This is a genomic window from Streptomyces sp. NPDC046831 (assembly GCF_040645305.1).
Classification (GTDB): domain Bacteria; phylum Actinomycetota; class Actinomycetes; order Streptomycetales; family Streptomycetaceae; genus Streptomyces.
On sequence record NZ_JBEYXZ010000024.1, the window covers coordinates 48,588 to 64,245 of the forward strand.

Annotated in this window: 14 protein-coding genes and 2 pseudogenes; 4 read left to right on the forward strand and 12 right to left on the reverse strand. The window is 74.1% G+C overall.

What is annotated here, in order from left to right; translation table 11 throughout:
* From ABZ920_RS20635 to ABZ920_RS20655, 5 genes and pseudogenes are all read right to left on the reverse strand, one after another.
* On the reverse strand, positions 1 to 954 hold the full coding sequence (locus ABZ920_RS20635; protein WP_361506744.1) for a YihY/virulence factor BrkB family protein: 954 nt from the start codon (positions 952 to 954) through the stop codon (positions 1 to 3).
* Between the two features lies 1 nt (position 955).
* Entirely contained in the window at positions 956 to 2,593 is a 1,638-nt protein-coding gene (locus tag ABZ920_RS20640; protein ID WP_361506905.1) for a diacylglycerol kinase family protein, read from the reverse strand.
* A gap of 231 nt (positions 2,594 to 2,824) precedes the next feature.
* A pseudogene (locus tag ABZ920_RS20645) lies at positions 2,825 to 3,025 on the reverse strand (alpha/beta hydrolase); the annotation flags it as partial.
* Positions 3,022 to 3,355: pseudogene (locus ABZ920_RS20650) on the reverse strand (transposase); the annotation flags it as partial. The pseudogenes ABZ920_RS20650 and ABZ920_RS20645, both read right to left, overlap by 4 nt.
* Positions 3,356 to 3,391: 36 nt before the next feature.
* Complete coding sequence (locus tag ABZ920_RS20655; RefSeq protein ID WP_361506747.1) at positions 3,392 to 4,246, reverse strand: acyltransferase; 855 nt, start codon at positions 4,244 to 4,246, stop codon at positions 3,392 to 3,394.
* Between the two features lie 116 nt (positions 4,247 to 4,362).
* Between ABZ920_RS20655 and ABZ920_RS20660 the strand changes: the two genes are divergently transcribed.
* A complete protein-coding gene (locus ABZ920_RS20660) occupies positions 4,363 to 4,890 on the forward strand; it encodes a gamma carbonic anhydrase family protein (protein WP_361506749.1) in 528 nt (175 codons plus the stop codon).
* A gap of 82 nt (positions 4,891 to 4,972) precedes the next feature.
* Here the strand turns inward: ABZ920_RS20660 and ABZ920_RS20665 are convergent, their stop codons facing one another.
* The 3 genes from ABZ920_RS20665 to ABZ920_RS20675 all read right to left on the reverse strand — a co-directional run bounded on the left by ABZ920_RS20665 (position 4,973) and on the right by ABZ920_RS20675 (position 7,933).
* The gene (locus tag ABZ920_RS20665; protein ID WP_361506752.1) at positions 4,973 to 5,626 is read right to left on the reverse strand and encodes a DedA family protein; all 654 of its coding nucleotides are present in this window, start codon (positions 5,624 to 5,626) and stop codon (positions 4,973 to 4,975) included.
* Positions 5,627 to 5,791: 165 nt separating this feature from the next.
* Positions 5,792 to 6,901 (reverse strand): hypothetical protein, encoded by a 1,110-nt coding sequence (locus ABZ920_RS20670; protein ID WP_361506755.1) that lies wholly within the window; start codon positions 6,899 to 6,901, stop codon positions 5,792 to 5,794.
* A gap of 594 nt (positions 6,902 to 7,495) precedes the next feature.
* Positions 7,496 to 7,933: a DUF4442 domain-containing protein gene (locus ABZ920_RS20675; RefSeq protein ID WP_361506907.1), complete on the reverse strand. Its 438-nt coding sequence runs from the start codon at positions 7,931 to 7,933 to the stop codon at positions 7,496 to 7,498.
* Between the two features lie 159 nt (positions 7,934 to 8,092).
* On the opposite strand from ABZ920_RS20675, the gene ABZ920_RS20680 reads away from it, so the two are divergent.
* Entirely contained in the window at positions 8,093 to 9,097 is a 1,005-nt protein-coding gene (locus ABZ920_RS20680; RefSeq protein ID WP_361506758.1) for a hypothetical protein, read from the forward strand.
* Between the two features lie 246 nt (positions 9,098 to 9,343).
* On the opposite strand, the gene ABZ920_RS20685 is transcribed toward ABZ920_RS20680, so the two are convergent.
* From ABZ920_RS20685 to ABZ920_RS20695, 3 genes are all read right to left on the reverse strand, one after another.
* Complete coding sequence (locus tag ABZ920_RS20685) at positions 9,344 to 10,189, reverse strand: fused MFS/spermidine synthase (RefSeq protein ID WP_361506761.1); 846 nt, start codon at positions 10,187 to 10,189, stop codon at positions 9,344 to 9,346.
* A 518-nt stretch (positions 10,190 to 10,707) separates the two neighbouring features.
* Positions 10,708 to 11,877: an elongation factor Tu gene (gene tuf, locus ABZ920_RS20690; protein WP_361506764.1), complete on the reverse strand. Its 1,170-nt coding sequence runs from the start codon at positions 11,875 to 11,877 to the stop codon at positions 10,708 to 10,710.
* A 563-nt stretch (positions 11,878 to 12,440) separates the two neighbouring features.
* Positions 12,441 to 12,569 (reverse strand): hypothetical protein, encoded by a 129-nt coding sequence (locus ABZ920_RS20695; protein ID WP_361506767.1) that lies wholly within the window; start codon positions 12,567 to 12,569, stop codon positions 12,441 to 12,443.
* Positions 12,570 to 12,618: 49 nt separating this feature from the next.
* On the opposite strand from ABZ920_RS20695, the gene ABZ920_RS20700 reads away from it, so the two are divergent.
* Complete coding sequence (locus tag ABZ920_RS20700) at positions 12,619 to 13,458, forward strand: TVP38/TMEM64 family protein (protein ID WP_361506770.1); 840 nt, start codon at positions 12,619 to 12,621, stop codon at positions 13,456 to 13,458.
* A gap of 171 nt (positions 13,459 to 13,629) precedes the next feature.
* On the opposite strand, the gene ABZ920_RS20705 is transcribed toward ABZ920_RS20700, so the two are convergent.
* Positions 13,630 to 14,805: a thiolase family protein gene (locus ABZ920_RS20705; protein ID WP_361506773.1), complete on the reverse strand. Its 1,176-nt coding sequence runs from the start codon at positions 14,803 to 14,805 to the stop codon at positions 13,630 to 13,632.
* A 165-nt stretch (positions 14,806 to 14,970) separates the two neighbouring features.
* On the opposite strand from ABZ920_RS20705, the gene ABZ920_RS20710 reads away from it, so the two are divergent.
* Positions 14,971 to 15,441 carry a helix-turn-helix domain-containing protein gene (locus tag ABZ920_RS20710; protein WP_361506776.1) on the forward strand — a complete coding sequence of 157 codons (471 nt, stop codon included), beginning with the start codon at positions 14,971 to 14,973 and terminating at the stop codon, positions 15,439 to 15,441.
* Positions 15,442 to 15,658 lie beyond the last annotated feature (217 nt).

Below are 15,658 nucleotides of genomic sequence, written 5' to 3' on the forward strand. Positions count from 1 at the left end.
TCAGACTCCGGGATCGGCTTGGATCGGGCCGGGGCGGCGGCCGCGCGCCGCCTCCAGCTGCGCGGCGAAGGCCAGCCCGAGGAAGAGGGCGACGGATGTCAGGGAGGCCCACAGCAGCAGGGACATGAAGGCGCTCAGGGGGCCGTAGACGGTGTCGAACGAGCCGCTGAGGTCCAGGTAGAGGCTGAGCAGCCAGGTCAGTGTCATCCACAGCACCAGGTAGACGGCCGCGCCGAAGGCGAGCCAGGTGTAGCCGGGCTGCTTGCGGCGCGGAGAGCGGCGGAAGATGACGCTGGCGGACAGGAGCGCGAGCAGCAGCCCGACGGGCCAGCGCAGGACGTCCCAGGCGGCCCGGGTGGTGTCGTGCAGGTGGTAGACGTCCACCGCCGCAGAGGCGAGGTCGTCGCCGGCGATCATCACGATGAACCCGAGGCCGAGCGGGAACCCCGCGCCGACGGACATCAGCAGGCCCCGCAGGTACTTGAGGTGGAAGGGGCGGTCGCGTTCGTTGCCGTAGATGCGGTTGGCGCCCCGCTCGATCTGGCACATGGCGGTGGTGACGTTGACGAGGGAGAAGGCGGCGCCGAACCAGAGGGCGAGGGCGGCGCCGTCGCCCGCCGTGCGCCGGCTGCGGTCGAGGGCGTCGTCGACCACGTGGGCGCTGGGGCCCTGGGCGATCCGATGGATGGTCAGTTCGGCCAGTCTGCCGATGTTCTCGGTGTGCAGGGCGGTTGACAGGCCGACGAAGGCGATGGCCAGCGGGATGACGGACAGCACCGTCTGCAGGGCGAGGGCGCGGGAGTGCGTGAAGCCGTCGGCGTAGCGGAAGCGGAGGAACGCGTCCCGCAGCAGGGACCAGCCGCCGTAGCGGCGCAGGGCCGCCCACGCCTCGTCGCCGGACAGCTCCTCCCCGCCCATGTCCCGCGTCTCGGGGACCTTCGTCGCGGTGCCCATCTCACTGCTCCCGCGCCGGCAGCAGCACGGTCAGGGCGCCCGGCCCGACCTCGGCGGTCAGGTGCCGGCCGGCGGTCACCGGATCGCCGTCCAGCTCGCGGGGCAGCTCGGTGTCGAAGGTGAACTCCGCGCGGCGGAAGGTGAAGAACTCCACCGGTGCGCCGCCCTCGCCGCCCTCCCGTGACGCCGTCGTGCCGCCGCGCAGCAGCGTCCACAGCGCGGACAGCCAGCCGCCGATGCCGCGGGGGTCCAGGATCAGCAGGTCCAGCCGTCCGTCGTCGGCCCGGGCGTCGGGCAGCAGGGTCACTCCGCCCTGGACGGTGCCGATGTTGCCGACCAGCACCATGCGGGCCGTGCGGCGCAGGGCGGGCGCGCCGTCGATACGGACGCTCACCCCCGTGCGCGGGGTGCGCAGTTCACGCAGGACGGCGAGCACGTAGGTGGGCCAGCCGAGGACGGCCTTGGCGCGGTCGTTGGCGTTGGCCCGCCGCATCGTCGCGGCGTCGAGGCCGGCGCCGGCCATGGCGGCGAAGTGCGTGGGGGGCAGGCCGTCGCCCTCGATACGGCCGAGGTCGACGCGGTGGGCGGTGCCGAGCAGCGCGGCGTCGAGGGCGTCGGCCGGTGCGAGCGGCAGACCGAGGTTGCGGGCCAGGAGGTTGCCGGTCCCGCAGGGCACCAGGGCGAGCGGTACGTCGGTGCCCGCGAGGGATTCGGCGGCCGCGCGGAGGGTGCCGTCGCCGCCGCAGACCACGACGAGGGTCGCGCCGTCGCGGACCGCGTCGGCCGTCTGACCGCCTCCGGGGTCCTCGGCGGTGGTCTCGACGAACACCGGTGCGGTGTGGCCGTGGTGTTCCAGGACGCGGCGCAGGGCGTCGAGGCCGGCCTCGTCGGTGACCATGGGGTTGAAGATCACGGCGGTGCGGCCGGGGGCCACGGGCCGGGACGGGCCGGCCGTGGGCGTGGACGCGGGCGCGGGGGGAGCGGCGACCGCGCCGTCCGCGAGCAGTGCGCGCCGTGCGATCAGCAGGGACAGGGTTCCGTTGACGAGGCCGCCCATGACGTCGGTGGGGTGGTGCATGCCCCGGTAGAGGCGGGCGAGGCCCACCAGGAGGGGCAGGACGCAGAGCAGGCAGGCCACGACGGTTCGCCACGGGCCGCGCAGCCGGGACAGCGCCAGCAGCGCCAGGCCGCCGTAGATGGCGGTGGCCGCGCCGGTGTGACCGGAAGTGTAACTGGACGTGGGCAGGGAGCCGTCGAGGCGGTGCACCTCGGGGCGGTGGCGGTCGACCGCGAAGGTGATGACCAGGAAGACCAGCGACTGCAGGGATACGGCGACGGCGAGGAACACGGCCTGCCGCCACATCGGCAGCCGCGGTATCAGGATCAGCCCCAGGCAGCTCGCCAGGGTGACGCCGATGACCGTCCCGGTGTTGCCTCCTTGCGAGGCGACGGAGGACAGGGTGGTGAGCGTACCGGTGCGCAGGCGCACGAAGGCCTCGTTCACCCGGTCCTCGGCCGTGAGCGGCCACAGGTGGCGAGCCGGGCCGGTGATCAGCAGCCCGAGGCCCACCATGAGGGTGGTCTGACAGACGGTCAGCGCCGCGATCCACCGCACGGACCAGCCGATGCCGCGCGGCATCGCGGGACGGCTCCGGGCGACGGCTCCGGGTCCTTCGCCAGGTCCGGCGCCTGGCAGTGCGGCGGTGAGCTCGGCTGGTCTCCCCGGCTCGGCGGGTCTCTCCGGCACGGCAGTCGACATCGGGTACCCCTCTTGGCTCAACGCTTGGCGACGCGTTCGCCGGTGGCTGTCCTCCTCCCCCGGCACACCGCCGTATGCCCGCTCTGCCGAGGAGCAGACTCGCGCCGGCGTGTAGCGGGCCTCGGACGACAGGTCGTACTCGGGGAACACCACGGCGGCGCCGACGGCCGGCTCACGCACCGGGCGGTCATGGGTGTGGGCGTTGCCGAACACCCAGCCCGCGCCGTGGATGTGGAGGATCACCGGCAGGGTTCCCCGGGCGCCGGCGGGCCGGACGATGCGGGCCCGGACACTGCCCGTGGGACCGCCGCTCCAGCGGCGTGCTGGTGGGCCCGGACGACAGTGGAGTCGACCGATACGGTCCAGTCGTACTCGTCGACGGCATCCGCTGCCGCGAGGACGGCGGCGAAGATCTTCTCCCACGTGCCGTCGACGGCCCACCTGATCAGCCGCTTGTGAGCGTCTGGACGAGCCGAGCCCCTCGGGGAGGTCCCGCCAGGGCGAGTTGGTGCGGTACTTCCACGCGATGGCCTCGAGCGTGCGGCGGTGGTCGGCCCATCACCGTCCCCGGACCGGAACGGCCGGCAACGGCGGCTCGATCCGGTCCCACATCGCATCAGTGATCACTAACCGGACAGACACATCCGATCAACTGACCACCCGTCAAATGGACCCGCCCTAGTCGAGTCCGGCGAGGCGGGCGCCCCGGCCCTCCGCCGGGCCGGTGAGCCGGGCGGCGCTCTCTTCGTCGAGCTCGCCCGGGCGGGCCGCGCTCTCCTCGTCGAGCTCGGCCAGCCGGGCCACGGTCTCCTCGTCCAGGTCCGACAGGGCGAGCAGCTGCTCGGGGGTGACGCCCTCGGGGATGGGCACCGGGGCCGGTGTCCGCAGCGGCGGCTGCCAGCCCTCGGCCGCGGTCCACCGCCGCACGACCCGGGCGGGCGCGCCCGCCACGACCGCGTGGTCGGGAACCTCGCCGCGGACCACCGCGCCGGCCGCCACCACGACGTTCCGCCCGATCCGCGCCCCCGGCAGGATCACGGCGCCGGTGCCGATCCAGCATCCGGGGCCGATCTCCACCGGTTCCATCCGCGGCCACTGCCTGCCGATGGGCTCGTGGGGATCGTCGTACGAGTGGTTGGTGGAGGTGACGTAGACGTACGGACCGAAGTAGCAGTCGCTGCCGATGGTGACCGTGGTGTCCGCGATGACGTGGCTGCCGCGACCGAGGACGACGCCGTCGCCGACGCGCAGGATCGGGTCCGGGCCGAGGTCGAGGTCCGGCATCAGGCCGGCGGTCAGGGTGACCTGCTCGCCGATGATGCAGTGCGCGCCGAGGTGGATCCAGGGCTCGCCGAAGACCGTGCCGAGCGGGAAGGCGAGCCTGGTACCTGTTCCCATCGCGCCGAAGCGGAAGCGCCCGGGGTGTTCGGCGGTGACGGAACCCGTGCGCTGCACGAAGGCCCAGCCCGCGTGGACGGCGCGCTGCGCGAGGCGGCGCCGCCATGATGAGAACGTGTTCTTGCGCTTGGGCACCCGCTCACCGTACTCAGCGCGGACGGCGCCCAGGGGCCGGACTGCTGTGATCTTCGCCCTACCGGATGACGTACCGTGCGGTACACCCAGGAAGCTTGCGGACGTTGGAGACGAGCATGACGCACAAGGCGCTGATCACGGGCATCGGCGGCAGGGAGCCGCAGGTGGACGGGGAGGCGTTCGTGGCGCCCACGGCCACGGTGATCGGGGACGTGACGCTGCGTGCGGGCGCGAGCGTCTGGTACGGCGCGGTGCTCCGCGGTGACGTGGAGCGCATCGAGGTGGGCGCGAGCAGCAACGTCCAGGACAACTGCACGCTGCACGCCGACCCCGGTTTCCCCGTCAGCGTCGGTGAGCGCGTGTCCATCGGGCACAACGCCGTCGTGCACGGCGCGACGGTCGAGGACGACTGCCTGGTCGGCATGGGCGCCACGGTGCTGAACGGCGCGGTGATCGGCGCCGGCTCGCTGGTGGCCGCGCAGGCGCTGGTGCCGCAGGGCATGCGGGTGCCGCCGGGTTCGCTCGTCGCGGGGGTGCCCGCCAAGGTGCGGCGCGAGCTGGCCGAGGAGGAGCGTCAGGGGATCAGCCTCAACGGCACGATGTACGCGGAGCTGGCACGGCAGCACCGCGACGTGCACGCGTAAGCATTCCCCGCGGGGCACGCCTTCGCTGTTCATGAGGGTCCGTGAAGACCGGCGGCCCTCGCAGGGTGTGCCCCGGGGCCGGCTACTCGCCCGCCGGGACCGGCTCCGGCTCCTCGGCCTCGAGCCGGACGGGGCCGGCCTTCCTCGCCTTGCGCTTGAGGACCAGCATCGAGCCGAGTCCGATGACCACGGCGGCGACCAGGCCCAGCCAGGAGAACTTCTTCAGCCAGGACTCGGCGACCACACCGACGTAGTAGATGACCGCGGTGGTGCCGCCCGCCCAGCAGATCCCGCCGAGGACGTTGGCGATGAGGAACTTCCAGTACGGCATCCGCAGCACGCCCGCGAGCGGGCCGGCGAAGATGCGCAGCAGGGCGACGAAGCGGCCGAAGAACACCGCCCACATGCCCCACTTCTCGAAGGACCGCTCGGCGGTCGCCACGTGCCCCTCGCTGAAGTGCCGGGGGAACCTTCTGCCCAGCCAGGCCAGCAGCGGCCGGCCGCCCCGGCGGCCGATGGCGTACCCGATGGAGTCGCCGATGACCGCGCCGGCGATGGCACACGCGCCCAGGACGACGGGGTTGATGCCCATGTGCTGAGAGGACATCAGCGCCGCGGAGACCAGGATGATCTCGCCCGGCAGCGGGATGCCCAGGCTCTCCAGACCGATGACCAGGCCCACCACGGCGTAGACGGCGACCGCGGGTACCGTGTCGAGCCATTCCTGCACGTGCACCGCCGGTTCCTCCCCGATCGTGGTCAGTGTTCCCGGGGGCGCCCGCTACGGCGGCCCCCAGGAAGCCTACCTGCTCGGCCGGCTGCGGGACTTCCCGCCGACCGCGCGGCTGCTCCCGGTGGAACAGACGCACGGAGGCCGGCGTGCGTTGCCCGGCGCGTCCTTCTACTTCTCCCGTTCACCGGACGACGGCGTGCGGAGCGCGCCCGGGCCGAGGAAGCCGCCGGGCACGTCCCAGGTGATGTCCGGGCCCGGGAGGGCGTGGTCGCCGAGCCGGCCGCCGGCCACCAGCCCGGTCGACAGCAGGGCGAGGGACGTGAGGCCGACGCCCACGGCCACGGCCGTCCGCCGCCCGCGCGGCGGTTCGTCGCGGCCGGCCGGCCCGGTGCGGTCGCCGGCGTCGCGCCGGGGGCGGGTCGGCCCGCCGGTTCCCGGGGCCGTCCGGCGGACGGCGCGGGCCGGGCGGGTGGCGAGGTAGCGGCGGGCGCCCCAGCCGAGTACCGCTTCGGCGAGCAGGACGTCCAGGCCGCCGTCGAAGTGGCCGAGTTGTTCGGTGGCGTGTACGCAGTGGCGGCAGTGGGCGGCGTGCCGCCGCACGTCGCACGGCAGGGCGGCGCCCGGGCGCGGGGAGCCCTGCAGGTGCGGGGTGTAGAGGCGGCACTGCTCGGCCGGGGCGAGGTCGCGGTGGGCGCGCACACAGCCCGCCCGGAACCGCCGCCGCGCCTGCTCCAGCGACGCCGCCGCCGTGGCGGTGTCCATGGCCAGCAGGGCGGCGGGCACCGACAGGGGGTCGGCCTCGACCTCCGAGTGCCACAGCAGGCACTGGAAGGGTTCGGGCAGAGCGTGGAAGGCCCGCTCGGCGAGCCGCCGCCGCTCCGGCGTCGCGCCGCTCACCGCGCGGAGCGCGCGGCCGCCGCCGGGCCTGAGCAGTTCCGGGAGTACGACGCACGCGACGTCGTCGGCGGCCCAGGCGCGGACGGTGTCACGGGCGGCGACGAGCAGCGCCGGGCGCAGGGCGCCGCCGTCCGGCCCGTCCGCCGCGTGCCGCAGCACCCGGTGGAAGGCCTCGGTGGCGACCATCGCCGCGGAACTGCCGTGTCCGGTGAGGCAGATGCCTGCGTAGTCGTACGTGGCGCGCCAGTGCCGGGCGAGCAGCCCGGCCACGGAGCGGTGGCCGCCCTCGTCGCCCCGCAGGCGGGCGACGAGGGTGCGGTCGGACTCCCGGGACGGGGAGTGGGGCGGGCAGGGAGGGTGTGGGGGGTGGGGGAACTGCACTGAGCTGTTTCCTTTCCAAGGCGCAGGACGGCAGGCGATACGCGCGTCCACTGGAAAGCAGGTGCCTGATGGGTGCATACCTGTCGGGAAAGCGAACCTGACCGTCGCCTCTCTCGCAGGAACGCTCACCTTGGCACAGGCCGCTCATGGGAACAAGCGGCCGGAAAGGCTCGGTGGCCGAAAAGGCCCTGAGAGAAGAAGCGTTGACAAGCGACGCCTTCGCTCGCGCCGAAACGGCACGTCAGGCCAGGTCGCCAACCCCCGTGCGACCAGGGCCTGCAGGCGCGGACGGTGGCCGACTCCACCTGTCAACGGGGGGTTCCAGAAAGGGCGGTAGTGATCGGTCCGCGTCACGCCGTCGTGGGGTCGTCCGCATTTCGCGTCCCGCTCTCATCCCCCGTGCGCCTGCGCCGGGCGCGTGATCAGTCGTCACGCACATCGCCGTCCACGCCTGCGGTGCGCAAGGCCCGCACTGCCGGCCGCCGGGCCTCGGCACTTGATGCCGGCCAGGCGTCCATCCGGGGCAGGCCCGACCCCGTGCAGGCCCCGTTCCCCTTTCCGCACCCGGCGCGCCACGACTCCTGAGGGACGTTTTCAGCCGTTGGGCCGCAGAGTCCACACGACGGTCACCTCGCCGGTCACGGCGCCGTCCTCGCGCTGGATCTCCACGGTCACCGGGAACTCCGGGCGCCTGCCCCGGTCGAGTTCGGCGACGACCTCGGCGGCGGGGCGGCCGAGGGTGGCGATGGCCTTGACGGGCCCGAGGGCGATCTTCTTGAACGCGATCTGGGCGGTGACGGGCAGCGGCACCGCCCGCGCGAGCTGGTCGCCGAAGGCGGCGAGGACGATGGCGCCACTGGCGGACTCGGCGAGGGTGAACATCGCGCCGGCGTGCGGCCCGCCGACGTGGTTGCGGTACTCGCTCTGGTCCGGCAGGGCCAGGACGGCCCGCTCCGGGGTCGTCTCCAGGTACTCCAGCTTCAGGGTGCGCACCATCGGCACCGTGGCGGCGAGCAGCTCGCCGATCGACATCTGGTCTGCGTCCATGACCGCATGTTACTCATCAGTAGCTCGACCTGGCCAGAGCCGCGGGAGCGCGGCCCGCCCGGCCCGGGGCCCCCGTTTTCTGGTACGTCCCTGACAAGGGGCGGTGACCCAATCGTGTCCGTGGCGCCACTAGGGTTACTGCCCATGTGGCCAGGACAGCAGCCGCCCGGGGGCGAGCAGAACCCGCAGCACAACCCGTACCAGCAGCCGGGGTACCAGCAGCCGAACCCGTATCAGCAGCCCGGGTACCGGCAGCCCGACCCCTCTGCGCAGCAGCCGCAGTGGCAGGCGCCCACGGCCGCGCAGGGACCGCGGCCGCCGCAGGGCGGAGGCGGCAACCGCACGAAGATCGTCGCGATCGTCGCCGCGGCGGCCGTGGTCGTGACGGCCGGTGTGACCGGGTTCCTGGTCCTCGGCGGGGACGACGACGGGGGGACGGCGGCGAAGGGCGAGGAGAGCCCCTCCGCGTCGGCGTCGGCCCCGGATCCGAGCGGCGCGGCCTCCGGCTCGGACGACAACCCGCGCGGCACGGAGACCGAGAAGCCGACGATCGCCGGCTGGAAGGTCGTCGTGAACCCCAAGTACGGCACCGCCTTCGACGTCCCGGCCGACTGGGCGGTGCAGTCCCCCGGCGTGTTCTCCTTCTTCGAGGACGAGAAGAAGGGGGACGGCTCCCCCTACATAGGCTTCTCCGCGCCTGCCTATCTGAAGGAGGACTACTGCTCCTCCGACGACGACAAGGACGGCTACAAGGAGACCTCGTCGCTGGCGGCCGGCGGCACCAAGGGCGAGGACGGCGCGAAGGACACCGCCGGCATCGCCCGCGGGGACGCCGCCGCGTTCGCCTTCGGCGGCTACACCGACCAGAGCGACGCCGCCAAGAAGTACCTGAAGATCGGCGCGGCCAAGCCGTACACCACGAAGGCCGGGGTCCAGGGCAGCGTGGCGACGTCGTACACGTCGGGGGTGCCGCGGACGCACAAGTGCGACACCGACGGCAAGGCGACGACCTTCGCCTTCAAGAACTCCCAGGGCGACTTCGTCTCGTGGACCTTCTACGGCGCCAAGGGCGTCAAGGACGAAGTACCCGACGCGACGGTCCAGCAGATCCTGAGCACGGTCCGGCTGCACGGCGACCCGACCGGCTGACGCTCCGGCCGCACGGACGTCCGGACGGGCTGTCCGGAACGGCGGGAAGGGACTGCCGGACGGGCTGTGCGGACGTGCCCCCGGACGGGCCGCGCAGATCAGCCGCGCAGATCAGCCGTGCAGATTCGTCGCCCGGAACGGGACGCGCGGAACGTTGCCCCGGACGGGGCGGGCCGTGCGGGAGTGCCGTCCGGGCGGGCCGCATTCCGCCGCGCCGCCGCGGACACGCGCGGCCGGGGACCCGGTTCAGCCGATGCCGAACGCGCCGCCGGGGGGCTCGGGCGAGGGGACGGCGTCCTCGTCCCGGACGGGCTCGGCCCCGCCGATGAAGTCCCGCACCGCGGCGCCGTGTTCGACGCGGGCGGGGAAGGCGTCGGAGGCGGTGAGCCGGGCGAGGCCGGCCGTGTCGACGGGGTGGTGCGAGGCGAGCAGGACGGCGTTGCCGAAGCGGCGGCCGCGCAGCACGGCCGGTTCGGCGATCAGCGCCAGCTCCTCGAACAGCGCCGCGAAGGTGGCGAGTTGGGAGCGCAGGAAGGCGAAGGGCGCGCCGTCGGCCAGGTTGGCGAGGTAGACGCCGTCCGCTCGCAGGACGCGCTCCGCCTCCCGCGCGTATCCGAGCGACGTCAGGTGCGCCGGGACCCGGGAGCCGCCGAAGACGTCGGCGATGAGCACGTCCGCGGAGTCGTCCGGGGCGGCTTCCAGCCAGGCGCGGGCGTCAGCGGCGTGGAGGGTGATGTCGGCGTCGCCCGGCAGCGGGAGGTGGGTGACGACCAGCTCCAGCAGCGCCCGGTCTGCCTCCACGACGTCCTGCCGGGAGCCGGGCCGGGTCGCGGCGACGTACCGCGGCAGGGTCAGCGCACCGCCGCCGAGGTGCAGCACGTCCAGCGGGCGGCCCGGCTCGGCGACGGTGTCCAGGGCGTGCCCCAGCCGCTGCGCGTACTCGAACTCCAGGTGCGTGGGCGCCTCCAGGTCGACGTAGGACTGCGGTGCCCCGTCGACGGTCAGCAGCCACGCCTGCTCGTGGTCGACGTCGGGCATCAGCTTGGCGGTCCCGTGGTCGACGGCGCGCATCACGGGCAGGGGCTCGGTCACGGCTCCATTCTGCCGGTGGGACCGCGACCGTCCGGACGGTGGGCCGCGACCGTCCGGACTGCGGGCCCGAACCGTTCGGACCACCGGTCGGATCCGGCCCGACCGCGCGCCGAAACCGACCGGACCGCGCGCCGAAACCGGCCGGACGTCGAGGCCTCCTGCGCCGAGCCGTCGGCCGTGGTCGGCGAAGATCTTCTGCGGGCTGCGGGCTGCGGGCTGCGGGCTGCAATACGAGCGGGACGACGGGCCGAATCGGTCCGGACCGCGGACCGTACCGGATCGCACCCGCGCCCACGGCTCGCCCACACCCACGGATTGCCCGCACCCGCGGACCGGGACCCGAGTGCGGGCGGGGAACCGGCGCCGGGCGGCTCCCCGGGACCCCCGGCAGAGGAGCGGGCCCCGGGCCGGCCGGCCCTCCCGCAGGAGTGCCCGAAGACAAAGGGCGGGCGGCCCGTCCTCCCGCGACGGATCACGGGAGGACAGGCCGCGCCCGGCCCGGCTGCCCCGGGCCGGCCTCAGCCGACCGAGGTCACCGTCCCCGCGCCGACCGTGCGTCCGCCCTCGCGGATCGCGAACCCGAGTCCCGGCTCCAGCGGGACCTCGCGGCCCAGCTCCACCGTCATGGTGACGGTGTCACCGGGCCGGGCGACGGCCGTCTCCCCCAGGTCGACGTCGCCGACCACGTCCGCGGTGCGGAGGTAGAACTGCGGCCGGTAGCCGGTCGCCACCGGCGTGGTCCGGCCGCCCTCGCGCGCCGACAGGACGTACACCCGCGCCATGAAGCGCCGGCCCGGCGTCAGGCTGCCGGGCGCCGCGACGACGTGCCCGCGGCGGACCGCGTCGCGCGGCACGCCCCGCAGCAGAAGGGCCACGTTGTCACCGGCCTGCGCCTCCTCCATGGGCTTGCCGAAGGTCTCCAGGCCGGTGACCACCGTCTCCACGTCCGCGCCGAGGACCTCGACGCGGTCGCCGACGCGGATCGTGCCGCGCTCGACGGCGCCGGTGACGACCGTGCCGCGGCCGGTGATCGTGAGCACGTTCTCCACCGGCAGCAGGAACGGCGCGTCCAGGTACCGCTCGGGCATGGGCACGTAGGTGTCCACCGCGTCGAGCAGCGCCTCGATCGCCGCCGTCCAGCGCGGGTCGCCCTCCAGGGCCCTCAGGCCCGAGACCCGGACGACGGGTACCGCGTCGCCGCCGTAGCCGTGCTGGGTGAGCAGGTCCCGCACCTCCAGCTCGACGAGGTCGGTCAGCTCCTCGTCGCCCGCGTCGGCCTTGTTGAGGGCGACGACGATGTGGTCGACGCCCACCTGCCGGGCGAGCAGCACGTGCTCGGCGGTCTGCGGCATGATCCCGTCGAGCGCGGAGACGACGAGGATCGCCCCGTCCAGCTGCGCGGCGCCGGTGACCATGTTCTTGACGTAGTCGGCGTGGCCGGGCATGTCGACGTGCGCGTAGTGCCGGGTGTCGGTCTCGTACTCGACGTGGGCGATGTTGATGGTGATGCCGCGCGCGGCCTCCTCCGGGGCCCGGTCGATGCGGTCGAACGGGACGAAGGTGCCGGTGCCTCGTTCGGCGAGCACCTTGGTGATGGCGGCGGTCAGGGTGGTCTTGCCGTGGTCGACGTGGCCCATCGTGCCGATGTTGAGGTGCGGCTTGGTGCGCACGTACGCCGTCTTGGGCATGGCTGTACCTCGAAGCCTTCCACTGGTGTGGTGTGAGGCCCCGGCGCGGTGTCGGGCACACGCGGCCGGGACGGGACCCCGGGAACCGCCGACCCTCCCCCTGCGGGGTCCGCCGGACGATCCGGGGAGGGTCAGCTTCGGGCGCCGTCGACTGCGGCGACGAGGACGGGGACGGCAGCCTTCGGAGCATCCGCGGAGGCGGATGCTGCGAGGAGGAAGGCGTGCCGGAACATGGGGTCGATCCTGTCCGACTGCCGGGTTTCCGTCGAATGGTTTTCCGGACCGGACCACCCGGACCGGACCGCCGTGAGCCGTCCGGCAGGCACCACCGCCGGCTGCGCGCCGGCGCCGGCAGGGGGTCGATGCCGCCCGGACGCCGGCGCCGTCCGCGGGTCGACGCCGCCCGGGCGCCCGGTGCCGGCCGCGTGACCACGTGGCCGGTCCGCCGCACCGCGGGGTCCGGACGCGACGGCAGCCACCGCGCGGCGGACCGGGGGCCGGGGGGCCGGGGCCCTACTCCCCGACGTGCTTGAGCGCCTCGCGGGGGAACGGGGCCGCGTCCTTCATGTACGCCCGCATGCCCGCGGCCCCTCGCGATCGGCCGCGGCGGCGTACTCGGTGGTCAGCCGCGCGACGAGGGTGTCGGCGAGCGCGCTGCGCGGCCTCCCGGCGCCCGCTCCTGCGGCGGTCATGAGACGCACCATACGGCGCTCACACACCTGTGTCGGTTAGTGTCGCCGGATGCTCGATGCCACCACCCGCTCTGGGGGCACCGCCACGGCCTCTCCCCGGGCCGCCGCCACGGAGCTCGCCGTCGCCGTCCCCGCGGCGGGGCCACCGCTCCTGCCCGCACGCCCGGCGCCCGTCAGGTCACGTCCGCCGTCCGTCCCGCCCGCCGCACCGGCGGGCCGGCGCGCCCGCTGCACGAGAGTCGTGTCGTCGCCGTGGGCACGGTTGTCCCTGCTGCTCGTCCTGCTGGCCGGGGCCGGCACCACGGTGCTGCTCCTCCACCCGCAGCGACTGCTGGCGGACGGCTGGCCGCCGCAGTTCGCCGGGCCCGCGGCGGCCGTGGTGTTCGCGGTGGCCTACGGCCTGTGCACCGTGGCGTTCGTACCGCGTCCGCTGCTGAACCTCGCTGCGGGCGCGCTCTTCGGCTCCGCGCTCGGGCTCGCGACGGCACTGGCCGGCACGGTCCTCGGCGCCGGCCTCGCCTTCGGCCTCGGCCGGGTCCTCGGCCAGGACGCGTTGCGGCCGCTGCTGCGGGGCCGCTGGCTGACGGCGGCGGACGGGCAGCTCAGCCGGCACGGCTTCCGTTCGATGCTGGCGGCGCGGCTGTTCCCGGGGGTGCCGTTCTGGGCTGCGAACTACTGCGCCGCCGTCTCCCGCATGGGCTGGCCGGCGTTCGTGCTCGCGACCGCGCTCGGTTCCGTTCCGAACACCGCGGCGTACGTCGTCGCCGGCGCCCGGGCGTCGTCGCCGACCTCGCCGGCCTTCCTGATCGCGGTGGCCTGCATCGCCGCTCCCGCCGTGGCGGGCGCGGTCGTCGCCTGGCGCAAGCGCCACCACCTGCGCCGGGGTTGAGACCCCACCGCCCCGCCGCGCCCGCACGGGGCCGGCACGGTCGCCACCACGCCACGGCGGCACCACGGGGCCCGGGCGGCACCACCACGCCGCACACCGCACGCCGCTTCGGGTCAGGGCGCCGCAGTAGAGGCACCGCGACGCGGAGGCAGCGCACCATCACCACCGCCACTACCGCTGCACCGCCTCCAGGATCATCGCGTTCGCGAGTCCGCCCGCCTCGCACATCGTCTGCAGGCCGTAGCGGGCGCCGCGTTCGCGCATGGCGTGGACCAGCGTGGTGGTCAGACGGGTGCCGCTGGCGCCCAGCGGGTGGCCGAGCGCGATCGCCCCGCCGTGCACGTTGACCTTGGCCAGGTCGGCGCCGGTCTCCTGCTGCCAGGCCAGGACCACACTGGCGAAGGCCTCGTTGACCTCGAACAGGTCGATGTCGTCGAGGGTCAGTGAGGCGCGGCGCAGCACCTTCTCGGTGGCGGGGACGACGCCGGTGAGCATCAGCAGCGGGTCCGAGCCGGTGACCGCGAAGCTGTGCAGGCGGGCCAGCGGGCGCAGGCCGAGGCGGGCCGCGGTGTCGCCGGACGTGATGAGCACGGCCGACGCGCCGTCGTTGACGGGGCTGGCGTTGCCCGCGGTGACGTTCCACTCGATCTGCGGGAACCGCTCGGCGAAGGCCGGGTCGTAGTAGGCCGGCTTCAGGCCGGCGAGGATCCCGGGGGTGCTGTCCGGCCGGACGCACTCGTCCCGCACGACGCCTTCCAGCGGCGCGACCTCGGCGTCGAAGCAACCGGCGTCCCAGGCGGCCGCCGCCTTGCGGTGCGAGGCGACGGCGAAGGCGTCCATCCGCTCGCGGCCGAGGGACCACTGGGCGGCGATCAGCTCGGCGCTGATGCCCTGCGGTACGAGACCGCCGGGGTGGCGTGCGGCGACGCCGGGGCCGAACGGGTCGGCGCCGGCGGGCACGTTGGACCACATGGGCACGCGGCTCATCGACTCGACACCGCAGGCGACGACGACGTCGTACGCGCCGGCCATCACCCCCTGGGCCGCGAAGTGCACGGCCTGCTGGGAGGAGCCGCACTGCCGGTCGACGGTCGTGGCGGGCACGGACTCGGGCAGGCCCGCGGAGAGCACGGCGTAGCGCGTGGTGTTCATGGCCTGTTCGCCCACCTGGTCCACGGTGCCGCCGATGACGTCGTCGATCAGGACCGGGTCGACACCGGAGCGCTCGACGAGGGTGCGCAGGGTGTGGGCGAGGAGTTCGACGGGGTGGACGTGCGCGAGGGCGCCGTTCGGCTTGCCCCTCCCGACGGGGGTGCGTACGGCTTCGACGATCACTGCGTCACGCATGCTGCGGGCCTCCTTGGCCGCCGGACGGCAATCGGTGGCCGCCGATCAGTGACGGGTGCTGGGGTGACTGACGACCGGCCACCGGCGATTACCGATGAGTAGGAAATCCGGACTCACCATAGCGCGAAGAGTTGGAAAATCAAACCCTCACCTAGACTGGTGGCCATGGCCGCCACGAAGGATCCGCGTCCCTGTTCGATCGCCGACACGCTGGCGCTCGTCGGCGAGAAGTACTCCCTGCTCGTCCTGCGCGAGGCGTGCCTGGGCAACGGCCGGTTCGACCAGCTGGTACGCAACATCGGCGCCCCCCGCGACATCCTGGCCACCCGGCTGCGCCGCCTCGTCGACGCCGGGATCCTGACCAAACGGGCCTACAGCGAGCGTCCGCAGCGCTTCGAGTACCGGCCCACCCGGGCCGGTCTGGAGCTGGAACCGGTGCTGATGACACTGATGGCCTGGGGCGACCGCCATCTGCACGGGGACGGCGACCGGCCCATGGTGATCGAGCACAGCTGCGGCAGCGCGCTGACGCCCGTCGTCACCTGCGCCGCCTGCGGCGAGCCCGTCCGCCACGACGACCTGACGGCCCACCCGCAGGCGCCGGGCTGGACGGTGACGGGCCCGACCGCGGCCTGAACGGGCGGGCCGGACTGCCCGGAAGCGCCCGCGCGGGGTCCGTCCGCCCCGGACCCTGCCCCCGGCGGCGTTGGCGGCCGGCCCGCCCGCCCGCTGCCGCCGGCCGCCGGGACAAGCCCCTGTGGCAGCTCGGTCGCAGCGGGACGCTACGCTGCCCCTCAACACCCCGATCACCGCACGTTGCGGCTCGGTGTGTCCATCGCCCTTTTCCCGATCG